Annotated in this window: 12 protein-coding genes; 6 read left to right on the top strand and 6 right to left on the bottom strand. The window is 70.8% G+C overall.

Features of this window, described 5'->3' with window-relative positions; all coding sequences use genetic code 11:
• Window positions 1–71 precede the first annotated feature (71 nt).
• From IF78_RS0101845 to IF78_RS0101825, 5 genes are all read left to right on the top strand, one after another.
• Window positions 72–962: an FAD binding domain-containing protein gene (locus IF78_RS0101845; RefSeq protein ID WP_031475361.1), complete on the top strand. Its 891-nt coding sequence runs from the start codon at window positions 72–74 to the stop codon at window positions 960–962.
• Entirely contained in the window at window positions 962–1,573 is a 612-nt protein-coding gene (locus tag IF78_RS0101840) for a (2Fe-2S)-binding protein (protein WP_031475363.1), read from the top strand. Before IF78_RS0101845 ends, IF78_RS0101840 begins: the two co-directional genes overlap by 1 nt.
• 2 nt (window positions 1,574–1,575) lie before the next feature.
• Window positions 1,576–3,960: a xanthine dehydrogenase family protein molybdopterin-binding subunit gene (locus tag IF78_RS0101835; protein ID WP_031475364.1), complete on the top strand. Its 2,385-nt coding sequence runs from the start codon at window positions 1,576–1,578 to the stop codon at window positions 3,958–3,960.
• A gap of 263 nt (window positions 3,961–4,223) precedes the next feature.
• Window positions 4,224–5,681 carry an NCS2 family permease gene (locus IF78_RS0101830; protein WP_031475366.1) on the top strand — a complete coding sequence of 486 codons (1,458 nt, stop codon included), beginning with the start codon at window positions 4,224–4,226 and terminating at the stop codon, window positions 5,679–5,681.
• Between the two features lie 48 nt (window positions 5,682–5,729).
• Window positions 5,730–6,890, top strand: coding sequence for an XdhC family protein (locus IF78_RS0101825; protein ID WP_031475368.1), 1,161 nt, complete (start codon window positions 5,730–5,732; stop codon window positions 6,888–6,890).
• Here IF78_RS0101825 and IF78_RS0101820 read toward each other — a convergent pair.
• The 4 genes from IF78_RS0101820 to IF78_RS0101805 all read right to left on the bottom strand — a co-directional run bounded on the left by IF78_RS0101820 (window position 6,833) and on the right by IF78_RS0101805 (window position 11,860).
• Window positions 6,833–8,134 carry a lanthionine synthetase LanC family protein gene (locus IF78_RS0101820; protein ID WP_031475370.1) on the bottom strand — a complete coding sequence of 434 codons (1,302 nt, stop codon included), beginning with the start codon at window positions 8,132–8,134 and terminating at the stop codon, window positions 6,833–6,835. The genes IF78_RS0101825 and IF78_RS0101820 overlap by 58 nt on opposite strands.
• 32 nt (window positions 8,135–8,166) lie before the next feature.
• Complete coding sequence (locus IF78_RS0101815) at window positions 8,167–8,610, bottom strand: hypothetical protein (RefSeq protein ID WP_031475372.1); 444 nt, start codon at window positions 8,608–8,610, stop codon at window positions 8,167–8,169.
• A 266-nt stretch (window positions 8,611–8,876) separates the two neighbouring features.
• A complete protein-coding gene (locus IF78_RS0101810; protein ID WP_031475374.1) occupies window positions 8,877–10,286 on the bottom strand; it encodes a family 43 glycosylhydrolase in 1,410 nt (469 codons plus the stop codon).
• A gap of 68 nt (window positions 10,287–10,354) precedes the next feature.
• Window positions 10,355–11,860 (bottom strand): family 43 glycosylhydrolase, encoded by a 1,506-nt coding sequence (locus IF78_RS0101805; protein WP_051827449.1) that lies wholly within the window; start codon window positions 11,858–11,860, stop codon window positions 10,355–10,357.
• 229 nt (window positions 11,861–12,089) lie between these two features.
• Between IF78_RS0101805 and IF78_RS0101800 the strand changes: the two genes are divergently transcribed.
• Window positions 12,090–14,078 carry a flavin monoamine oxidase family protein gene (locus IF78_RS0101800; protein WP_031475378.1) on the top strand — a complete coding sequence of 663 codons (1,989 nt, stop codon included), beginning with the start codon at window positions 12,090–12,092 and terminating at the stop codon, window positions 14,076–14,078.
• Window positions 14,079–14,106: 28 nt separating this feature from the next.
• Here IF78_RS0101800 and IF78_RS0101795 read toward each other — a convergent pair whose 3' ends face one another.
• Both IF78_RS0101795 and IF78_RS0101790 read right to left on the bottom strand, forming a co-directional pair.
• Window positions 14,107–16,782 (bottom strand): SpoIIE family protein phosphatase/ATP-binding protein, encoded by a 2,676-nt coding sequence (locus IF78_RS0101795; protein WP_031475380.1) that lies wholly within the window; start codon window positions 16,780–16,782, stop codon window positions 14,107–14,109.
• A 65-nt stretch (window positions 16,783–16,847) separates the two neighbouring features.
• Complete coding sequence (locus IF78_RS0101790) at window positions 16,848–17,984, bottom strand: PP2C family protein-serine/threonine phosphatase (RefSeq protein ID WP_199921337.1); 1,137 nt, start codon at window positions 17,982–17,984, stop codon at window positions 16,848–16,850.
• Between the last annotated feature and the right edge of the window lie 74 nt (window positions 17,985–18,058).

The following is an 18,058-nucleotide window of genomic DNA, read 5'->3' as shown; positions in this document are numbered from 1 at the left end:
AACGAGCCGGGCCCGCCGCACCAGATCTGGCTCAAACCGTACGACCCACGAGACCAAGAAGAGAGCCGGTCATGGACTTCCTTCGCCCCGCCAGCTGGGAGGAGGCGCTCGCCGCGAAGGCCGAGCACCCCACCGCTGTGCCGATTGCGGGTGGCACCGACGTGATGGTCGAGATCAACTTCGACCACCGCCGGCCCGAGTACCTCCTCGACCTGAACCGCATCGGTGACCTCTACGAGTGGGAGGTCGGCGAGGACAGTGTGCGGCTCGGTGCCTCCGTCCCGTACACCAAGATCATGGAGCACCTGCGCGCCGAGCTGCCCGGGCTCGCCCTGGCCTCGCACACCGTGGCCTCCCCGCAGATCCGCAACCGCGGCGGCGTCGGCGGCAACCTCGGCACCGCCTCCCCGGCCGGAGACGCCCACCCCGCCCTGCTGGCGGCCGGCGCCGAGGTCGAGGTGGAGTCGGTGCGCGGCAGCCGCCGTATTCCGATCGACGAGTTCTACACGGGTGTGAAGCGCAACGCGCTCGCCGCCGACGAGCTCATCAGGGCCGTACACATCGAGAAGGCCGACGGGCCGCAGCAGTACTCCAAGGTCGGCACCCGCAACGCCATGGTCATCGCCGTGTGCGCCTTCGGTCTCGCGCTGCACCCCGAGACGCGGACCGTCCGTACGGGTATCGGCTCGGCCGCCCCGACGCCGGTGCGGGCCAAGGCCGCCGAGGAGTTCCTGAACGCGGCGCTCGAAGAGGGCGGCTTCTGGGACAACGGCAAGATCATCACTCCGTCGGTCGCCAAGCAGTTCGCGGACCTGTGCTCCGCTGCCTGCAACCCGATCGACGACGTCCGGGGCACGGCGAGCTACCGCCGGCACGCGGTCGGCATCATGGCCCGCCGCACGCTGACCTGGACCTGGGAGTCGTACCGCGGCACCGCCGCCACCACGGAGGGAGTCGCCTGATGCGCGTCAACTTCACTGTCAACGGACGTCCGCAGGAAGCCGACGACGTCTGGGAGGGCGAGAGCCTTCTGTACGTGCTGCGCGAGCGGCTCGGTCTGCCGGGATCCAAGAACGCCTGTGAGCAGGGTGAGTGCGGGTCCTGCACGGTTCGGCTCGACGGCGTGCCTGTGTGTTCCTGCCTGGTCGCCGCCGGTCAGGTCGAGGGCCGTGAGGTCGTGACCGTCGAGGGGCTCGCGGACTACGCCAAGCAGCGTGCGGAGGGCGGCGGTTGCGCCTCCGGTGCCTGTGGTACGTCCCTCCAGGACGCCCAGCTGGGGGTCCCCCCGGGCGAAGCCTGGGGGAGGGCGGCCAAGGGGCAGGACTCCCAGACCGGCGAGGGCACCGAACTCTCCCCGATCCAGCAGGCGTTCATCGATGCCGGCGCCGTCCAGTGCGGCTTCTGCACGCCGGGTCTGCTGGTCGCCGCCGACGAGATGCTGGAGAAAAACCCCAACCCGACCGACGCGGACATCCGCGAGGCCCTGTCGGGCAACCTGTGCCGCTGCACGGGCTACGAGAAGATCATGGACGCGGTCCGCCTGGCGGCCGCCCGGCAGGGAGAGGCGGTCTGAGCATGCCCACCAACGGCGCTCCTACGAAGATCACCCAGGGCTCCCAGACCAAGGGCGGCATCGGTGAGTCGACCCTCCGCCCGGACGGCACCCTCAAGGTCACCGGCGAGTTCGCGTACTCGTCCGACATGTGGCACGAGGACATGCTCTGGGGGCAGATCCTCCGGTCGACCGTCGCGCACGCCGAGATCGTGTCCATCGACACGAGCGAGGCGCTCGCCATGGCAGGCGTCTACGCCGTCATGACGTACGACGACCTGCCGACCGACGTGAAGAACTACGGCCTGGAGATCCAGGACACCCCGGTTCTCGCACACGGCAAGGTACGCCACCACGGCGAGCCGGTCGCCATCGTCGCCGCCGACCACCCGGAGACGGCCCGCCGCGCCGCCGCCAAGATCAAGGTCGAGTACCGCGAGCTGCCCGTCATCACCGACGAGGCCTCCGCGACCGCCCCGGACGCGATCCTCATCCACGAGAACCGCGACGACCACCACTCCGGTCACGTCCCGCACCCGAACATCGTCCACCGCCAGCCGATCATCCGCGGCGACGCCGAAGCGGCCGCGAAGCGGGCCGACTTCGTCGTCAAGGGCGAGTACACCTTCGGCATGCAGGACCAGGCCTTCCTCGGCCCGGAGTCCGGCCTCGCCGTACCGGACGAGGACGGCGGCGTCCACCTCTACATCGCCACCCAGTGGCTGCACTCCGACCTGCGCCAGATCGCGCCCGTGCTCGGCCTGCCCGAGAAGAAGGTCCGCATGACGCTGTCCGGCGTCGGCGGCGCCTTCGGCGGTCGCGAGGACCTGTCGATGCAGATCCACGCCTGCCTGCTGGCACTGCGCACGGGCAAGCCGGTCAAGATCGTCTACAACCGGTTCGAGTCCTTCTTCGGGCACGTCCACCGTCACCCCGCCAAGCTCTACTACGAGCACGGCGCCACGAAGGACGGCAAGCTCACCCACGTGAAGTGCCGGATCGTGCTGGACGGCGGCGCGTACGCCTCCGCCTCCCCGGCGGTCGTCGGCAACGCCTCCTCGCTGTCGATCGGCCCGTACGTCGTCGACGACGTCGACATCGAGGCCATCGCCCTCTACACCAACAACCCGCCCTGCGGCGCCATGCGCGGCTTCGGCGCGGTCCAGGCGTGCTTCGCCTACGAGGCGCAGATGGACAAGCTGGCCGACGCGGTCGGTATGGACCGGGTGGCGTTCCGGCAGCTGAACGCCATGGAGCAGGGCACCATCATGCCGACCGGGCAGCCGGTCGACTCCCCGGCGCCGGTCGCCGAACTCCTGCGCCGCGTCAAGGCGATGCCGATGCCGCCGGAGCGCCAGTGGGAGTCCAGCGAGGGTGCGGACGTCCGGCAGCTGCCGGGCGGTCTGTCCAACACCACGCACGGTGAAGGCGTCGTACGCGGTGTCGGCTACGCGGTCGGTATCAAGAACGTCGGCTTCTCGGAGGGCTTCGACGACTACTCCACCGCCAAGGTGCGCATGGAGGTCATCGCGGATGAGCCCGTCGCCACCGTGCACACGGCCATGGCGGAGGTCGGCCAGGGCGGTGTCACCGTCCATGCCCAGATCGCCCGCACCGAGCTGGGCGTCACGCAGGTGACGATCCACCCCGCGGACACGCAGGTGGGCTCGGCGGGTTCGACCTCGGCATCCCGGCAGACGTACGTCACCGGCGGTGCCGTCAAGAACTCCTGCGAGCTGGTCCGCGAGAAGGTCCTGGAGATCGGGCGCCGTAAGTTCGGCTCCTACCACCCCGCTTGGGCCACGGCGGAGCTGCTGCTGGAGGGCGGCAAGGTCGTCACCGACGGCGGCGAGGTCCTCGCCGACCTGGTGGACGTACTCGAAGGTGAGACGGTCGAGGTCGAGGCCGAGTGGCGGCACCGTCCGACCGAGGCCTTCGACCTGCGCACCGGTCAGGGCTTCGGCCACGTCCAGTACTCCTTCGCCGCGCACCGCGCCGTCGTCGAGGTCGACACCGAGCTCGGCCTGGTGAAGGTGATCGAGCTGGCCTGCGCCCAGGACGTCGGCAAGGCGCTCAACCCGCTGTCCGTCATCGGCCAGATCCAGGGCGGTACGACCCAGGGTCTCGGCGTGGCGGTCATGGAGGAGATCGTCGTCGACCCCAAGACGGCGAAGGTGAAGAACCCCTCCTTCACGGACTACCTCATCCCCACGATCCTCGACACGCCGACCATCCCCGTCGACGTGCTCGAACTCGCCGACGACCACGCCCCGTACGGGCTGCGCGGCATCGGCGAGGCCCCCACCCTGTCGTCCACCCCGGCCGTTCTCGCGGCGATCCGGAACGCGACCGGGCTGGAGCTCAACCGCACGCCGGTACGTCCGGAACACCTCACCGGTACGGCGTAAGGAATCCCGTAAGTCCCTCCGGGCGGCGTGTGGGAACGTCACACACTCCGCCGCGCCGCCCGGAGTACTCGGACCGCCGCACCGCTCGCGGTCGTCGGAGAACCAGCACGTACCAGCCCCACAGATCCTGTTCGTTCGTCTCGGGCCGTCCCCCGGGTCGTGCGGCCGAAGCACCTTCCCAAATCCCGCCGCCGCGCACGCGGTTGATCGACCGTCAGGGTGGTCGACGCGGGTGCCCCTTTGAACCTTGGGAGTAGGCCCACATGACCCAGCAGTCACTGGAGCCGACGACCACTGCCGAAGACGCGGGAGAAGGCACCCGCGTCCCCGCCGGCAGGTCGTGGCTCGACCGGTACTTCCACATATCCCACAGAGGATCCACGGTCGCGCGTGAGGTGCGCGGCGGCGTCACCACCTTCATGGCGATGGCGTACATCCTGCTGCTCAACCCGCTGATCCTGTCCGGCAAGGACGCCGCCGGGGACACGCTCGCCCAGAAGGCGCTCATCACCGCGACCGCGTTCGCGGCGGCCTTCACCACGCTGCTGATGGGCTTCTTCGGCAAGGTGCCGCTCGCCCTCGCCGCCGGCCTCTCCGTCTCCGGCGTGCTCGCCTCGCAGGTCGCCCCGCAGATGACCTGGCCGCAGGCCATGGGCATGTGTGTGATGTACGGCGTCGTCATCATGCTGCTGGTCGTCACCGGCCTGCGCGAGATGATCATGAACGCGATCCCGCTCGCGCTGAAGCACGCGATCACCATGGGCATCGGCCTGTTCGTCGCCCTGATCGGCTTCTTCAAGGCCGGTTTCGTGCACCAGGGCGAGGGGACCCCGGTCACCCTCGGCCCGGCCGGCGAACTGGCCGGCTGGCCCGTCCTGCTCTTCGCGGTCACCCTCCTCGCGATCTTCATGCTCCAGGCGCGCGGCATCCCCGGCGCGATCCTGATCGGCATCGTCGGCGGCACCGTGCTCGCCGTCATCCTCAACGCCCTCGACGTCATCGACCCCAAGCAGTGGGCCAGCGGCGCGCCCGAACTGCACGGCAGCGCGGTGTCCATGCCCGACTTCTCGATCTTCGGCAACGTCGAGTTCGGCGGCTGGGGCGAGGTCGGCGCGATGACGGTCGGCATGATCGTGTTCACCCTCGTGCTCGCCGGGTTCTTCGACGCGATGGCGACGATCATCGGCGTCGGCACCGAGGCCAAGCTCGCCGACGACAAGGGCCGGATGCCGGGCCTGTCCAAGGCGCTGTTCATCGACGGTGCGGGCGGTGCGATCGGCGGTGTGTCCGGCGCGTCCGGTCAGACGGTGTTCGTCGAGTCGGCGACCGGCGTGGGCGAGGGTGCCCGCACGGGCCTGTCCTCGGTCGTCACCGGCCTGTTCTTCGCGGCCTGCCTGTTCTTCACGCCGCTCACGGCGATCGTGCCAGGCGAGGTCGCTGCCGCCGCCCTGGTGGTGATCGGCGCGATGATGATGATGAACGCGCGGCACGTGGACTGGGCCGACCGGGCCACCGCGATCCCGGTGTTCCTCACGGTCGTGATCATGCCGTTCACTTACTCGATCACCGCGGGCGTCGCGGCCGGTGTCATCTCGTACGTCGCCATCAAGATCGCCCAGGGCAAGGCGCGGGAGATCGGGGCGTTCATGTGGGCCCTGACAGGCATCTTCCTGGTCTTTTTCGCCCTCAATCCCATTGAGAGCTGGATGGGCGTGCACTAGTCAGTGCGTGAATTGCCCTTCACACAACCGCTTTAAGGAGACCGACAGATGCTGGACATCGCCGAAGAGCTGCACCGGTGGGTCGAGCAGGGACGCGACTTCGCCGTGGCCACCGTGGTGGCCGTCGGCGGCAGCGCACCCCGCCAGCCCGGCGCCGCGCTCGCGGTGGACGCGGACGGCACGGCGATCGGCTCGGTCTCCGGCGGCTGTGTGGAGGGCGCGGTCTACGAGATGTGCCAACAGGCGCTGCAGGACGGCGAGACCGTCCTGGAGCGCTTCGGCTACAGCGACGAGGACGCCTTCGCGGTCGGCCTGACCTGCGGGGGCGTCATCGACATCCTGGTCACGCCGGTCCGGGCCGGGGATCCCTCCCGCCCGGTGCTCGCGACCGCGCTGCGGGCGGCCGCGGGCGGCGAGGCGGCGGCGGTCGCAAGGATCGTGTCCGGGCCACGGGAACTGCTGGGGCGCGCAACTCTCGTGCGTCCCGACGGTTCGTACGACGGCGGCTTCGGCGCCCATCCCGAACTGGACCGCACGGTCGCGGCGGAGGCGGGCGCCTTCCTGGACGCCGGCCGCACCGGCACCTTGGAGATCGGCGAACAGGGCTCGCGCTGCGGAGCCCCGCTCACGGTGCTGGTCGAGTCCTCGGTCCCGCCGCCCCGGATGATCGTCTTCGGCGCGATCGACTTCGCGTCGGCGCTCGTGCGCATCGGCAAGTTCCTGAACTATCACGTGACCGTGTGCGACGCCCGCCCGGTCTTCGCGACGAAGGCCCGCTTCCCGGAGGCGGACGAGATCGTCGTCGAGTGGCCGCACAAGTACCTGGAGCGCACGGAGGTGGATGCGCGGACCGTCCTGTGCGTGCTCACCCACGACGCGAAGTTCGACGTACCGCTGTTGCGGTTGGCGTTGCGGTTGCCGGTGGCGTACGTGGGCGCGATGGGGTCGCGGCGGACGCACCTCGACCGGAACGACAGGCTGCGTGAAGTCGGCGTCACCGAGCTGGAGTTGGCCCGGCTCCGCTCCCCGATCGGCCTGGACCTCGGCGCCCGTACCCCGGAGGAGACGGCCCTGTCGATCGCCTCCGAGATCGTCGCCAACCGGCGCGGCGGGAGCGGCGTCTCACTGACGGGCGCGCACACGCCGATCCATCACGACGCGACGTCCACGTCGTCGTCGCCGGCGGGCCGGATCGGGTCGGTGGCCTGAACCCGCGGCACCGGCTGGTCGGGCCAGGCGAAGGAGTACGCCGGGTCACCGCCCCGGCCGATCCTGATGTACCGCAGGAGCTCACGGACGATCCCCGCGTTGCCCATGGCCCACCCCGTCTCCGGTTCCAGGTCGCTCGGGGTGGCGCGGTGCTCGACGTTGGACCAGCGGGCGCCGTCGGCGTCCCGGGTGGCGTGGGCGGCGATGTCAGCGACGAGGACGCCCGCGAACTCGGGGGAGTCCCCCTGTTCGGCGATCCGGTCGCAGGCGAGGGCCAGGACGCCCGCGGTGCCGCAGCAGCGCCCGTTGTTGTCCCAGAAGCCGGGGCGCAGCCGGCGGGGCAGACCGGAGTGCGTGACCGTGTGCCAGCAGCGGTCGGCGAGGGCCGACCAGGCGGGGTCAGCGGTGATGTCCCGCAGCAGCCGGAAGACATGGGCGTCACCGGCCGGACCATGACACCAGCCGTAGCTGTGGCGGTCGATCAGGTCCGGGGCGCGCTGCGGGTCGGAGTGCGGCACGAGGAAACCGTCGGGACCGCCCTCGTCGCGGGCCACGACGTCAGCGATCCCGGCCCGCGCCAGCTCTACGAGATCCGCACGGCCGGTGGCCGACCCGACGGCGGCCAACGCGTACGCGATCCCGAGCGTGCCGTGCGACATGTGGTGCAGCCGCGACTCGATGCCGCGCCGGTACTCCCAGGTGATGCCCGCCGCCGTCGTCTCAGCCGTCCGCGCGTACGGCTCCAGCGCCAGTACGGCCAACTCGGCGTCGCCCGCCGCCAACGCGCCAAGGCCGATGCCCGCGTTGCCGCCCATCAGCTCGAACAACTCGCCCCAGCGCGTCCCGTCGAACCGTGACCGCACCCGGTCGAGGGCGCGACCGGCGGCCAGGTCGGCGTCCGGGTACCCGAGTTCGCGGTGGACGGTCCGCAGGACGAGCGCGATGCCGGTGAGCCCGAAGTAGAGCGAGTCGTCCGGGTACTCGTCGACCGTGTCCGCCAGGGAACGCGCGGCGCGCAGCGCGAGGTCGGCATACGCGTCGTCACCGAAGTGCCGCCACGCCTCCAGCAGCACCGGCACGACCCCGGCCGTACCGTTGTAGAGCATCGGGTCGACTTCGTCGTCCGAGCCCCGGACGGGCCACCCGAGCCCACCGTGCCCGGTCTCCCGCGCACCCGAGACCATCCAGCGCAGGCCGTCCACGGCGAGTGCCTCGACCTCGCTCGACTCCACTGCCACGGTCATCATGTCCTCCCCGTCGACCCGCTCGACACCTGTCACGGCCGCCGCAGCAGCCGGTTCACCGCCCGACCGAACACATACCGAGCCGTACGCTCCACCACACCGTCCAGGCCCCCCGGCACGAACCGCACCCGCAGCTCCTCCCGCCACACCACGCGTGCCCGTCCGCCCGGCCCGGGCCACACCTCGATCTCGGCCCAGCCCATGATCACGCGGCCCCGCTTCTCCAGTCGGCACAGGCCAGGCGTGTCGTCGTCCCCCGGCGGCTGCCACACCGTCACCTCCATCGGGTCGTCGAAGGACAGCGGGCCCAGGCCGGAGCGGGCGACGAAGAGGGTGCCCACGTGGGTCGGTACCGGGGGCGTGACGCGGACGCGGGTCAGGGGGACCACGTCGGCGTGGCGGGGCCACTCCGTCAGGCGACGCCAGGCCTCCGTGAGGGGGAGTGGAACGGTGCGTTCGAGGAGGATGTTCGCCACGGACGCGATCCTACGGAACGGTCCTGCGGAATCCGGCCTGGTCAGGGCGCGCTCGTATATGGGTCGTGCAGGCGGTCCAGTCGGCTTCGGGCAATCCGCCCGTCCCCAGGGGGAGTTGACCGGCTGGCACATCCAGGACCGGCTGGGCCAACGGTCCACGGTCCCGCCCGGCCCGATCGCGGCCGGCGCCTGCCTCACCGTCCGCCCTCAGCGGGGCGCCCAACTGGGTACTGCCCTGAGTGGGGCCGGAGCCGCGGCGAGGTGCCCTATTGGGCGTAGAACGTGGCGTCCGCCCTGTCCGTCGCCGTGCTCAGCGACTGCACCCGCAGCAGGTAGTCGTAGTGCCGGAGGTAGCGCCCGGCGTAGTTGTACGACTCGTACGAGACACCTGCCGAGTCGGACAGCCCGGCCCGCTTGTGGAAGCTCGCGTCGCTCGCGAACCGCGCGGTGCCGTCGTTCTTCTCCAGCCACACCTCGAAGTTCTTGTGCCGCAGGTAGTAGCCGGGGAAGTTGGCCGACTCCAGGGAGACCGTGCCGCTGCCCGTCAGGCCGGTGACCACGCGGAACTGCGAGTCCGCCAGCGGGGAGACATTGGCCTCGATCCGGGCCCGGTACTCCCAGTGCCGGATGAACCGGTCCGCGAAGTTGTACGACGAGAAGCGCTGCGGCGTGACCCCGTCGGCCACCGGGATGCCGAAGTCGGGAGTGCCGTCGGCCTTCCAGTACAGCTTCTGGAAGCGGGTGCGGCGGTTGGGGTCGTTGAGCGGGTCGCCGCTGATGTTCTTGTAGTCGCGGTCGTGGTAGACGAGGATGTCCGACTTGCCGTCCTCGGAGACGGTGAAGCTGTTGTGACCGGGACCGTACTGGCCGGTGGCGTCGTTGCTCTTGAAGACCGGCTCGGGGTTCTTGGTCCAGGACGCCGGGTTCATCAGGTCGGCCGTGGCGTCGGCGGTCAGCAGACCGAGGCAGTAGTTGGCGTCGGTGGCGCTGGCGGAGAAGGTCATGAAGACCTTGCTGCCGTGCTGGATGAAGGCCGGGCCCTCGTTGACGGTCGCGCCGACCTTCTCCCAGGCGTGGGTGGGCCGGGCGATCATCACGGGGCTGCCGGTGATGGTCCATGGGCTGGACATCCGGGCCAGGTAGATGTTGGTGCCCGCGCCGACGGCGGGGTCGTTCTGCGCCCAGCTGAGGTAGCGGGTGCCGTTGTGCACGAATGTCGTGGCGTCGAGCGAGAAGGTGTCCAGGGGCAGGGAGATGCGGCCCTTCTCGGTCCAGGTGCCGGTGAGCGGGTTGGCGGAGCTGGACTCCAGGACGTACGGCCGGATCCGCCACTTGTCGTTGGACCACCCGGCGGTGAAGTAGACGTACCACTTGCCGTCGATGAAGTGGATCTCCGGGGCCCAGATGTGGGCGCCCATCTCACCGCTCGCGTGCTTGGTCCAGATCGTGGTCTCCGGGGCGGTGGAGAGCCCCTGAAGAGTGGTGGCCCGGCGCATGACGATCCTGTCGTACGCCGGAACGGTCGCCGTGAAGTAGTAGAAGCCGTCGGTGTGCTTGAAGATGTGCGGATCGGCGCGCTGCAGTGCTATCGGGTTGGTGAAGGTCACGGCGGGGGAGGCGGGCACGGCGGCCCGGGCGGCAGGACCGGGCCCGGCGAGGCAGGCCGCGAGGGCCATCAGGACGGCCGTGAGCAGCCGTACGGCGTTGCGTCTCAAGGTGCTTCTCCGATACAGGAGTTGGAAGATCAGGTTGCGGGTACGAGGCGCCACTGCTGGCAGTTGTTGTTCAGCCAGGTCCACTGGCGTACGTCGGTGCCGTTCGCGGTGCCGCAGTCGGCGACGTCGGCGACCTTGCCGCTGGACTCGTTGACGATCCGGACGTGGTCGCCGCTCGCGGTGAACACGAGCCGGTAGCGCTGGCACTTGTTGTTCAGCCAGGACCACTGCCGGATGTCGGCGCCGTCGGCGGCGGAGCACTCGGCGGTGTCCATCACCTTGCCGGTGGCGACGTTGACCAGGCGATTGGTGTCGTCGCCGAGGTCCTCGACCCGCCACTTCTGGTTGGCCCCGCCGGTGCAGGTCCACTGGAAGATGTCGGTGCCGTCGGCGGTGTTGCCGCCGTTCACGTCCAGGCATTTGCCGCTGTTGCGGTTGACGAGGGTGTACGACGTCGGCGTCGCGGCCGTTTCGCCGGACGGGCCGGGGAGGGTGGTGCCGAGGGCGACGGGGGTGCCGAAGTTCGGGGTGCCGTCGGCGTTCCAGGTGAACTCCTGGGCGCGGGTGGTGCGTCCGTTGCCGCAGCCGCCGTTCGACGCGGAGTTGGCGTGGTAGACGATCCAGTTCTCGGTGCCGTCGGGCGAGGTGAAGAAGCCGTTGTGACCGGGTCCGTAGACGCCGTTCGCGTCACTGCGCTGGAAGACGGGGGTCTGCTTCTTGGTCCAGGACGCCGGGTTCAGCGGGTCGGAGCCGGTCAGCTCCAGCTGGCCGAGCTTGTAGTCGGGGGTGCCGCAGAAGCTCGCGGAGTAGGTCAGGAAGGTGCGGCCGTTCCGGTACAGCGGCTCGGGTCCCTCGTTGACGGGGCTGCCGGAGCGCTCCCAGTCCAGGGTCGGGCTGGAGATGATCGTGAACGTGCGGCTGGCCAGGGTGTACGGGTTGCTCAGCGGGGCAATGACCAGGCTCTGCGTACTGCCGTTGATGAACCCGCTGCCCACCAGGTACAGCTTGTTGTTCGCCTGGAGCACACTCGCGTCGATCAGCCAGCCGCCCGGGGTGAGATTGGAGCCGGTGAGTGAGCCCTTGTAGGTGTACGGACCCATCGGGTCGGTGCCCGAGCTCTCCAGGACATGCGTGCGCTGGGAGTCGCAGCAGGCGACGCCGCTCTGGCCGGCCGAGTAGTAGACGTACCAGCGGCCGTTCAGGAAGTGCATCTCCGGCGCCCAGATGTTGGTGTTCCGGGTCGACGTGGTGTCCGACCACACCTGCACGTTGGGCGCGGTGGCGAGGCCCGCGAGCGTCGGCGACTTGCGGATGCCGAGGATGCCGGTGAACGTCGTGGTGATCAGGTAGTAGTTGCCGTCGTGGTACTGCAGCCACGGGTCGGCGCCCTTGGCCGACTTCAGCGGGTTCGTGTACGGGCGGCCGTCCGCCGCGGACGCCGGTTGCGTCGTCGGAAGGGCGAGAAGGGCCGCGAGTACGCAGAGGATCAGTGATCTGCGGCGTTTCCCGAGCGGTGGGGGAGACATCCGGGGCATACGGGACCATCCCTGTCCGTTATTTCGAACGGAGTTCGTAATTCCGATCGCGATTGGGACAGAAGATAAAAGTGGGCCATCTTCGCGTCAACGGTTTCGTCATACGCGCTTTACAAACCCGCGTGCGGACGCACACCCCGCGCGGATGCGCGATCATGCGCTTGCCCGTTCAGGTGATGAACCACCCATTGCGACTGCATCCGTCCAACTGCCCCCGTATCCAAGGCTCATGGACACTCACCGCGCGGGCCCAAACGGCCTCTCCCGTCGGCAGTTCACGACCGCGTCCGCCACGACCGCCGGACTGGCAGCGCTCACCTCCACATCAGCGGCAGCCGCCCCTCACCTGGCTCCCGCCCGACCGAAGTCCACCGCCGACTGGGACACCTGTCTGGCCGTAGCCCGCGCCCTCCTCCTGGTCGACGACCGGGACCGGCCGCTCGCACCGGCGTACCGGAAGATCCTCGACTCCGGGCTCCCGCGCGCGAAGACGAAGACCGCCAAGAAGGTCCTCGTCATCGGCGCCGGCCCCGCCGGCCTGGTCGCCGCCTGGCTGCTGAAGCGGGCCGGACACCACGTCACGCTGGTCGAGGCCAACGGCAACCGCGTCGGCGGCCGCATCAAGACCTTCCGCACCGGCGGGCACGAGCACGCGGCGCAGGCGTTCGCCGATCCGGCCCAGTACGCGGAGGCCGGCGCCATGCGCATCCCCGGCAGCCATCCGCTGGTCATGCAGCTGATCGACCAACTCGGCGTGAAACGCCGCCGGTTCCACCTCCTCGACGTCGACGCCGAGGGCAAGCCCGTCAACAACGCCTGGCTGCACGTCAACGGCGTCCGCGTGCGCCGCTCCGAGTACGCGAAGGCGCCCCGCAGGATCAACCGCTCCTTCGGCGTGCCCCGCGAGCACTGGGACACGCCCTCCTCGGCCATCCTGCGCCGGGCCCTGGACCCGGTACGCGACGAGTTCAGCACCGTCGGCCCGGACGGCAAGCGCGTCGACAAGCCGATGCCCGAGCGGGTGCGGGGCTGGGCGCGGGTCGTGCAGAAGTACGGCGACTGGTCGATGTACCGGTTCCTGACCGAGGAGGCGGGCTTCGACGAGCGGACCATCGATCTGATCGGCACCCTGGAGAACCTCACCTCGCGGCTGCCGCTCTCCTTCGTCCACAGTTTCGTCAGCCAGTCCCTGATCAGCCCCGACACCGCGTTCTGGGAGCTGGTCGGCGGCACGGCGGCCCTTCCGGACGCGCTGCTGAAGCAGGTCGCCGACGTCCTTCGCCTCGACCGGCGCGCGACCCACATCGAGTACTGGGCGCCAGGCCGGCCCGGCGCCGACGACACCTCCCACGTCAGCGAAAAGGGGCCGCACGTCTGGATCGACACGGTCTCCGAGGGGCGGGACGGCAAGGTCGTGCGCGAGGAGTTCACCGCCGACCTCGCGATCGTCACGGTGCCCTTCTCGGGGCTCAGGCAGGTGCAGGTCAGCCCGCTGATGTCGTACAAGAAGCGGCGCGCGGTCGCCGAGCTGCACTACGACAGCGCGACCAAGGTGCTGCTCGAGTTCAGCCGCCGCTGGTGGGAGTTCACCGAGGCCGACTGGAAACGGGAGCTCGAGGCCGTACGGCCCGGGCTCTACGACGACTACCGCAAGGGCAAGGCGCCCGCCGACGGCAGCCTCCTCGGCGTACATCCCTCCGTCCCGGACGGCCACATCAGCGACGCACAGCGCGTCCACTACGCCGCCAACCGGTGGGCCACCCGCGACCAGCCCGAGGCGGCGCACATCATCGGGGGCGGCTCGGTCTCCGACAACTCCAACCGGTTCATGATCAACCCCTCCCACCCGGTCGAGGGCAGCAAGGGCGGTGTCGTCCTCGCCTCCTACAGCTGGGCCGACGACGCGTCCCGCTGGGACTCCCTCGAGGAGAACGCCCGCTATCCGCACGCGCTGCGGGGTCTGCAGCAGGTCTACGGCCAGCGCGTCGAGGTCTTCTACACCGGGGCCGGGCGCACCCAGAGCTGGCTGCGCGATCCGTACGCGTACGGCGAGGCGTCCGTGCTCCTTCCCGGCCAGCACACGGAGCTGCTGGAAGCCATCCGCACCCCTGAGGGTCCGCTGTACTTCGCCGGAGACCACACCTCCGTGAAGCCGTCGTGGATCGAGGGCGCCGTCGAGTCGGGCGTGCGCGCGGCGCTGGAGGTTCACGGGGACTGAGCCTCCGCCCGGCTCCGTCCGGACACCGCTACGAGCCCGCCAGGGGCTGTTCCGTCCAGATCACCTTGCCGCTCGCCGTGTACCGCGTGCCCCACCGCTCGGCGAACTGCGCCACCAGGAACAGCCCCCGGCCGCCCTCGTCCGTGGTGGCCGCGCTGCGCAGATGCGGGGCGGTGCTGCTGCCGTCGGACACCTCGCAGATCAGGGCGCGGTCGCGGATCAGGCGGACGCGGATGGGGCCGGTCGCGTGGCGGAGGGCGTTGGTGACGAGTTCGCTGAGGATCAGCTCGGTCGTGAACGCCTCCTCCGCGAGGCCCCAGTCGTCCAGCGTGCGGGTGGCCGCCGCCCGGACACGGGCCACGGCGGCGGGGTCCTCCGGGACGTCCCAGGCCGCCGTGCGGTCGGCGGGGAGCATCCGCGTCCGGGCGACGACCAGGGCGACGTCGTCGCGCGGCCGCTCCGGCAGCAGGGCCTCCAGGACCGCCTGGCAGGTCTCCTCCGGCGTCCGGCCGTGCGTCGGCGGCGCGGCGGCGAGCGCCCCGCGCAGCAGCTCCAGCCCCGCGTCGATGTCCCGTCCCTGGTGCTCGACCAGCCCGTCCGTGTACAGGACCAGCCCGCTGCCCTCGGGGAGCCGCAGCTCGGTCGCCTCGAAGGGCAGGCTGCCGCTGAGGCCCAGCGGCGGCCCGCCGGGGACGGTGGGGAACGCGACCCGTCCGTCGGGGTGGACGAGGGCCGGTTCGAGGTGGCCGGCGCGGGAGAGGGTGCACAGCCCGGTGGACGGGTCGTACACGGCGTACAGGCACGTCGCTCCGGTGACCGGCGCGATCTCGCCGTCGCCGCCCTCGTCCTGGTCGATGCGGGCGACCAACTCGTCCAGATGGCCGAGGAGCTCGTCGGGCGGGAGGTCCAGGGTGGAGAAGTTGTGGACCGCCGTACGCAGCCGTCCCATCGTGGCCGCCGCGTGCAGTCCGTGTCCCACGACGTCCCCGACCACCAGCGCCACCCGCGCGCCCGGCAGCGGGATGACGTCGAACCAGTCCCCGCCGACCCCGCCCTGCGCCGCGTGCGCGGGCAGATAGCGGTAGGCGACCTTGAGGGCGCTCTGGTCCGGCAGGGCCCGGGGCAGCAGGCTGCGCTGGAGCGTGACCGCCAGGGTGTGCTCGCGGGTGTAGCGGCGGGCGTTGTCGATGCTGACGGCGGCGCGCGCCACCAGCTCCTCGGCGAGGGAGACGTCTTCCTGCTCGAAGGGCTCCGGCCGGTCGGCGCGCCAGAAGGTGGCCATGCCCATGATGACGCCGCGGGCGCGCAGCGGGACCGTCAGCATCGCGTGGATGCCGAAGTCGACCAGCCTGCGGGCGTTGTCCGGATCCTGCCTCTGCCAACCCGAGAAGGCGGGCATGTCCGGTTCCAGCACCGACCTGCCGGTGCCGAAGCCGAAGGCCTGCGGGGTGTCCTTGGCGAAGTGGATCAGCTTGCCGACCGGATACAGCGGGCTGCCCTCCCGTACGCCCTGGAAGGCGACCCGGCGCATGTCGGTACGGCCCTCCTTCGGCTCCTCGCCGCGCAGTACCGGGTCCGCCAGGTCGACGGAGACATAGTCGGCGAACCGCGGCACCGCGAAGTCGGCCAGTTCCTGCGAGGTGCGCGTGACGTCCAGGGTGGTGCCGATCTCCAGCCCCGCGTCGTACAGCAGCTTCAGCCGCTCCCGCGCGACGTCCGCCCGGCCGGTCATCGTCCGCAGCTCGGTCGTGTCCCGCAGCGTCGCCACACTGCCCGCGGGCCCACCGTCCCGGTCGGTCGCGCGCTGGCTGACGGCCAGCAGCCGGCCCTGCGCGAGGTGCACCTCGTCGGTGGCGTCCCGCCCGGAGGTGAACAGCCGGGCGAGGTCGCTGCCGATGCCCAGGGCGAGACAGGGCCGCCCCTCCGCGTCCGCGGCCAGCCCGAGCAGCCGGCGCGCCTCGTCGTTCGCGAGCGCCAGGCGCCGCTTGCCGTCCAGGATCAGCACGCCCTCCCGTACGGAGTGCAGGACGGCGTCGTGATGCTCGTACATCCGCGTCATTTCCTCGGGCCCCAGCCCGTGCGTCTGCCGCAGCAGCCGTCGGCTGACCAGCGCGGTCCCGCCGGTGGCGAGGGCGAGCGCGACCGCCGCCGAGCCCAACACCCACGGCAGCTGGTGGTCCACGACCCCGCCCACGCTGGCCAGCGTCACACCCGCGGCCACCAGGCCGACGATCTCGCCGCCCTCGTCGTTCACGGGGACCACGGCCCGCACGGACGGACCCAGGGTTCCGGTGTACGTCTCCCGGACGACCCCGCCCGCCGCGGCCGGGGCGATCGTGCCGACGAAGTGCTTGCCGATCTGCTCGGGGTTGGGGTGGGTGTAGCGGATCCCGTCCCTCGTCATCACCACGATGAAGTCCACGTCGGTCGCCACGCGCGCCGCCTCGGCACGCGGCTGGAGCACCGACGACGGATCCGGTTGCGCCAGGGCCTCGACGACGCCCGGCGAGTGCGCGAAGGCCTCGGCCACCGCCAGGGAGCGGTTGCGGGCCTCCCGCTCGGTGTCGGTGCGGACCTGCAGCACCAGGGCCACCACCGCGGCGACGACGAGGAGCGCGACGATCGCCGCCTGCAGCACGAAGACCTGCCGGGCGACGGTACGCGCGCTCAACATCGAGCGCAGGCGGCCGAGGAATCCGGCCATGCCTCTTTTTTAACACCGTTGGGTGGGGGTGGGCAGAGTGTGGGCGTGGGTGGGGCGCGCGGCAGCTAGGTACAGCTGCGTACGGTGCGGTCGGTGGCGGCCGGCGAGTGGGTGACTGCCGTCTCGGGGGCCGTGGGCTTGTGGAGCAGGAGGAGGGCAGCGTCGTCGTGGAGGCGGCCGCCCACGTGGGCGAGCAGTTCGTCGTGGAGGGCGGTGACGGTGCGGGTCGGCTCGTCGCAGGTGTGGCGGGCCAGGCCCTCGGCGAGCGGGTAGAACTCGCGGGCGTGGTTGCGGGCCTCGGTGACGCCGTCGGTGTACAGCAGCAGTTGGTCGCCGTCGGCGAAGGGCAGCACCTGCAGTGACGGCGTCTCGCCCGAGAGGGTGCGCAGCCCGAGGGGCGGGGCCGGGCGGTCCGGGTCCACCGGGACGACGGCGCAGTCGCGCACCAGCAGCGGCGGCGCGTGGCCGCAGTTGACCACCTCCAGCTGCCCTTCCCCGGGGTACCCGGCGACCACGGCGGTGACGAAGTCGTCGCTGCCCAGGTTGCGCGCCAGGCTCCGCTCGATCCGGGCGACGACGGCGAGGAGGTCGGGCTCGTCGTAGGCGGCCTCGCGGAAGACACCGAGCACCAGCGCGGCGGTCCCCACGGCGGGCAGCCCCTTGCCGCGGACATCGCCGACGATCAGCCTGACGCCGTACGGCGTCGACACGAGCGCGTAGAGGTCGCCGCCGATCCGGGCCTCCGCCGCGGCGGCGCTGTAGCGCACGGCCACCCGGAACGGCCCGACGGTCGCCGGTATGGGCTGCAGCAGCGCGTGCTGGGCGGCCTCGGCGACCGAGCGGACCGCCGCCAGCACCCGCTCGCGCCGCCCGCGCAGCACGCTGGTGAGGCCGCATGCCAGGGTGACCACGGTGAGGGCGGCGAGCGCGATCGCCAGCTCGGTGCCGGGGGCGCCGCCGCGGATGCCGAGGGTCACGCACAGGGCTACCGCGAGCAGCCCCACGAGAACGACCCAGCGCGGCCCGCAGGTGGTGGCGGCGAGTGCGGGGCCCGTGGCGAGCAACGGGACCCACGTCATCCCCGATCCGCCGATGAGATCGAACAGCACCAGGGCGGAGACGATCAGTATCGGCAGTACGGGCGTAACGGCGACCAACCGCCTCGGCCAGTGGTCACGACCGTGGTCTGGGGCGTGGCTCATGTCTTGTCCGCTGTCCTCACTTGTGCGCGGGGGCAGGCACCCTCGTTTTATGTCCGGTTTATTCATGAAATCGG

The organism is Streptomyces bicolor (assembly GCF_000719285.1).
GTDB classification, from domain to species: Bacteria; Actinomycetota; Actinomycetes; order Streptomycetales; family Streptomycetaceae; genus Streptomyces; species Streptomyces bicolor.
The sequence above is the reverse complement of the archived record's forward strand: the minus strand, read 5'-3'. Positions and strand labels throughout refer to the sequence as shown.

Coding starts and splice junctions, on each gene's coding strand:
- IF78_RS0101845 (WP_031475361.1), top strand. CDS start 72: ATGGACTTCCTTCGCCCCGCCAGCTGGGAGGAGGCGCTCGCCGCGAAG.
- IF78_RS0101820 (WP_031475370.1), bottom strand. CDS start 8,134: ATGACCGTGGCAGTGGAGTCGAGCGAGGTCGAGGCACTCGCCGTGGAC.
- IF78_RS0101795 (WP_031475380.1), bottom strand. CDS start 16,782: ATGGCCGGATTCCTCGGCCGCCTGCGCTCGATGTTGAGCGCGCGTACC.
- IF78_RS0101790 (WP_199921337.1), bottom strand. CDS start 17,984: ATGAGCCACGCCCCAGACCACGGTCGTGACCACTGGCCGAGGCGGTTG.
- IF78_RS0101805 (WP_051827449.1), bottom strand. CDS start 11,860: ATGCCCCGGATGTCTCCCCCACCGCTCGGGAAACGCCGCAGATCACTG.
- IF78_RS0101810 (WP_031475374.1), bottom strand. CDS start 10,286: ATGGCCCTCGCGGCCTGCCTCGCCGGGCCCGGTCCTGCCGCCCGGGCC.
- IF78_RS0101800 (WP_031475378.1), top strand. CDS start 12,090: ATGGACACTCACCGCGCGGGCCCAAACGGCCTCTCCCGTCGGCAGTTC.
- IF78_RS0101825 (WP_031475368.1), top strand. CDS start 5,730: ATGCTGGACATCGCCGAAGAGCTGCACCGGTGGGTCGAGCAGGGACGC.
- IF78_RS0101840 (WP_031475363.1), top strand. CDS start 962: ATGCGCGTCAACTTCACTGTCAACGGACGTCCGCAGGAAGCCGACGAC.
- IF78_RS0101830 (WP_031475366.1), top strand. CDS start 4,224: ATGACCCAGCAGTCACTGGAGCCGACGACCACTGCCGAAGACGCGGGA.
- IF78_RS0101835 (WP_031475364.1), top strand. CDS start 1,576: ATGCCCACCAACGGCGCTCCTACGAAGATCACCCAGGGCTCCCAGACC.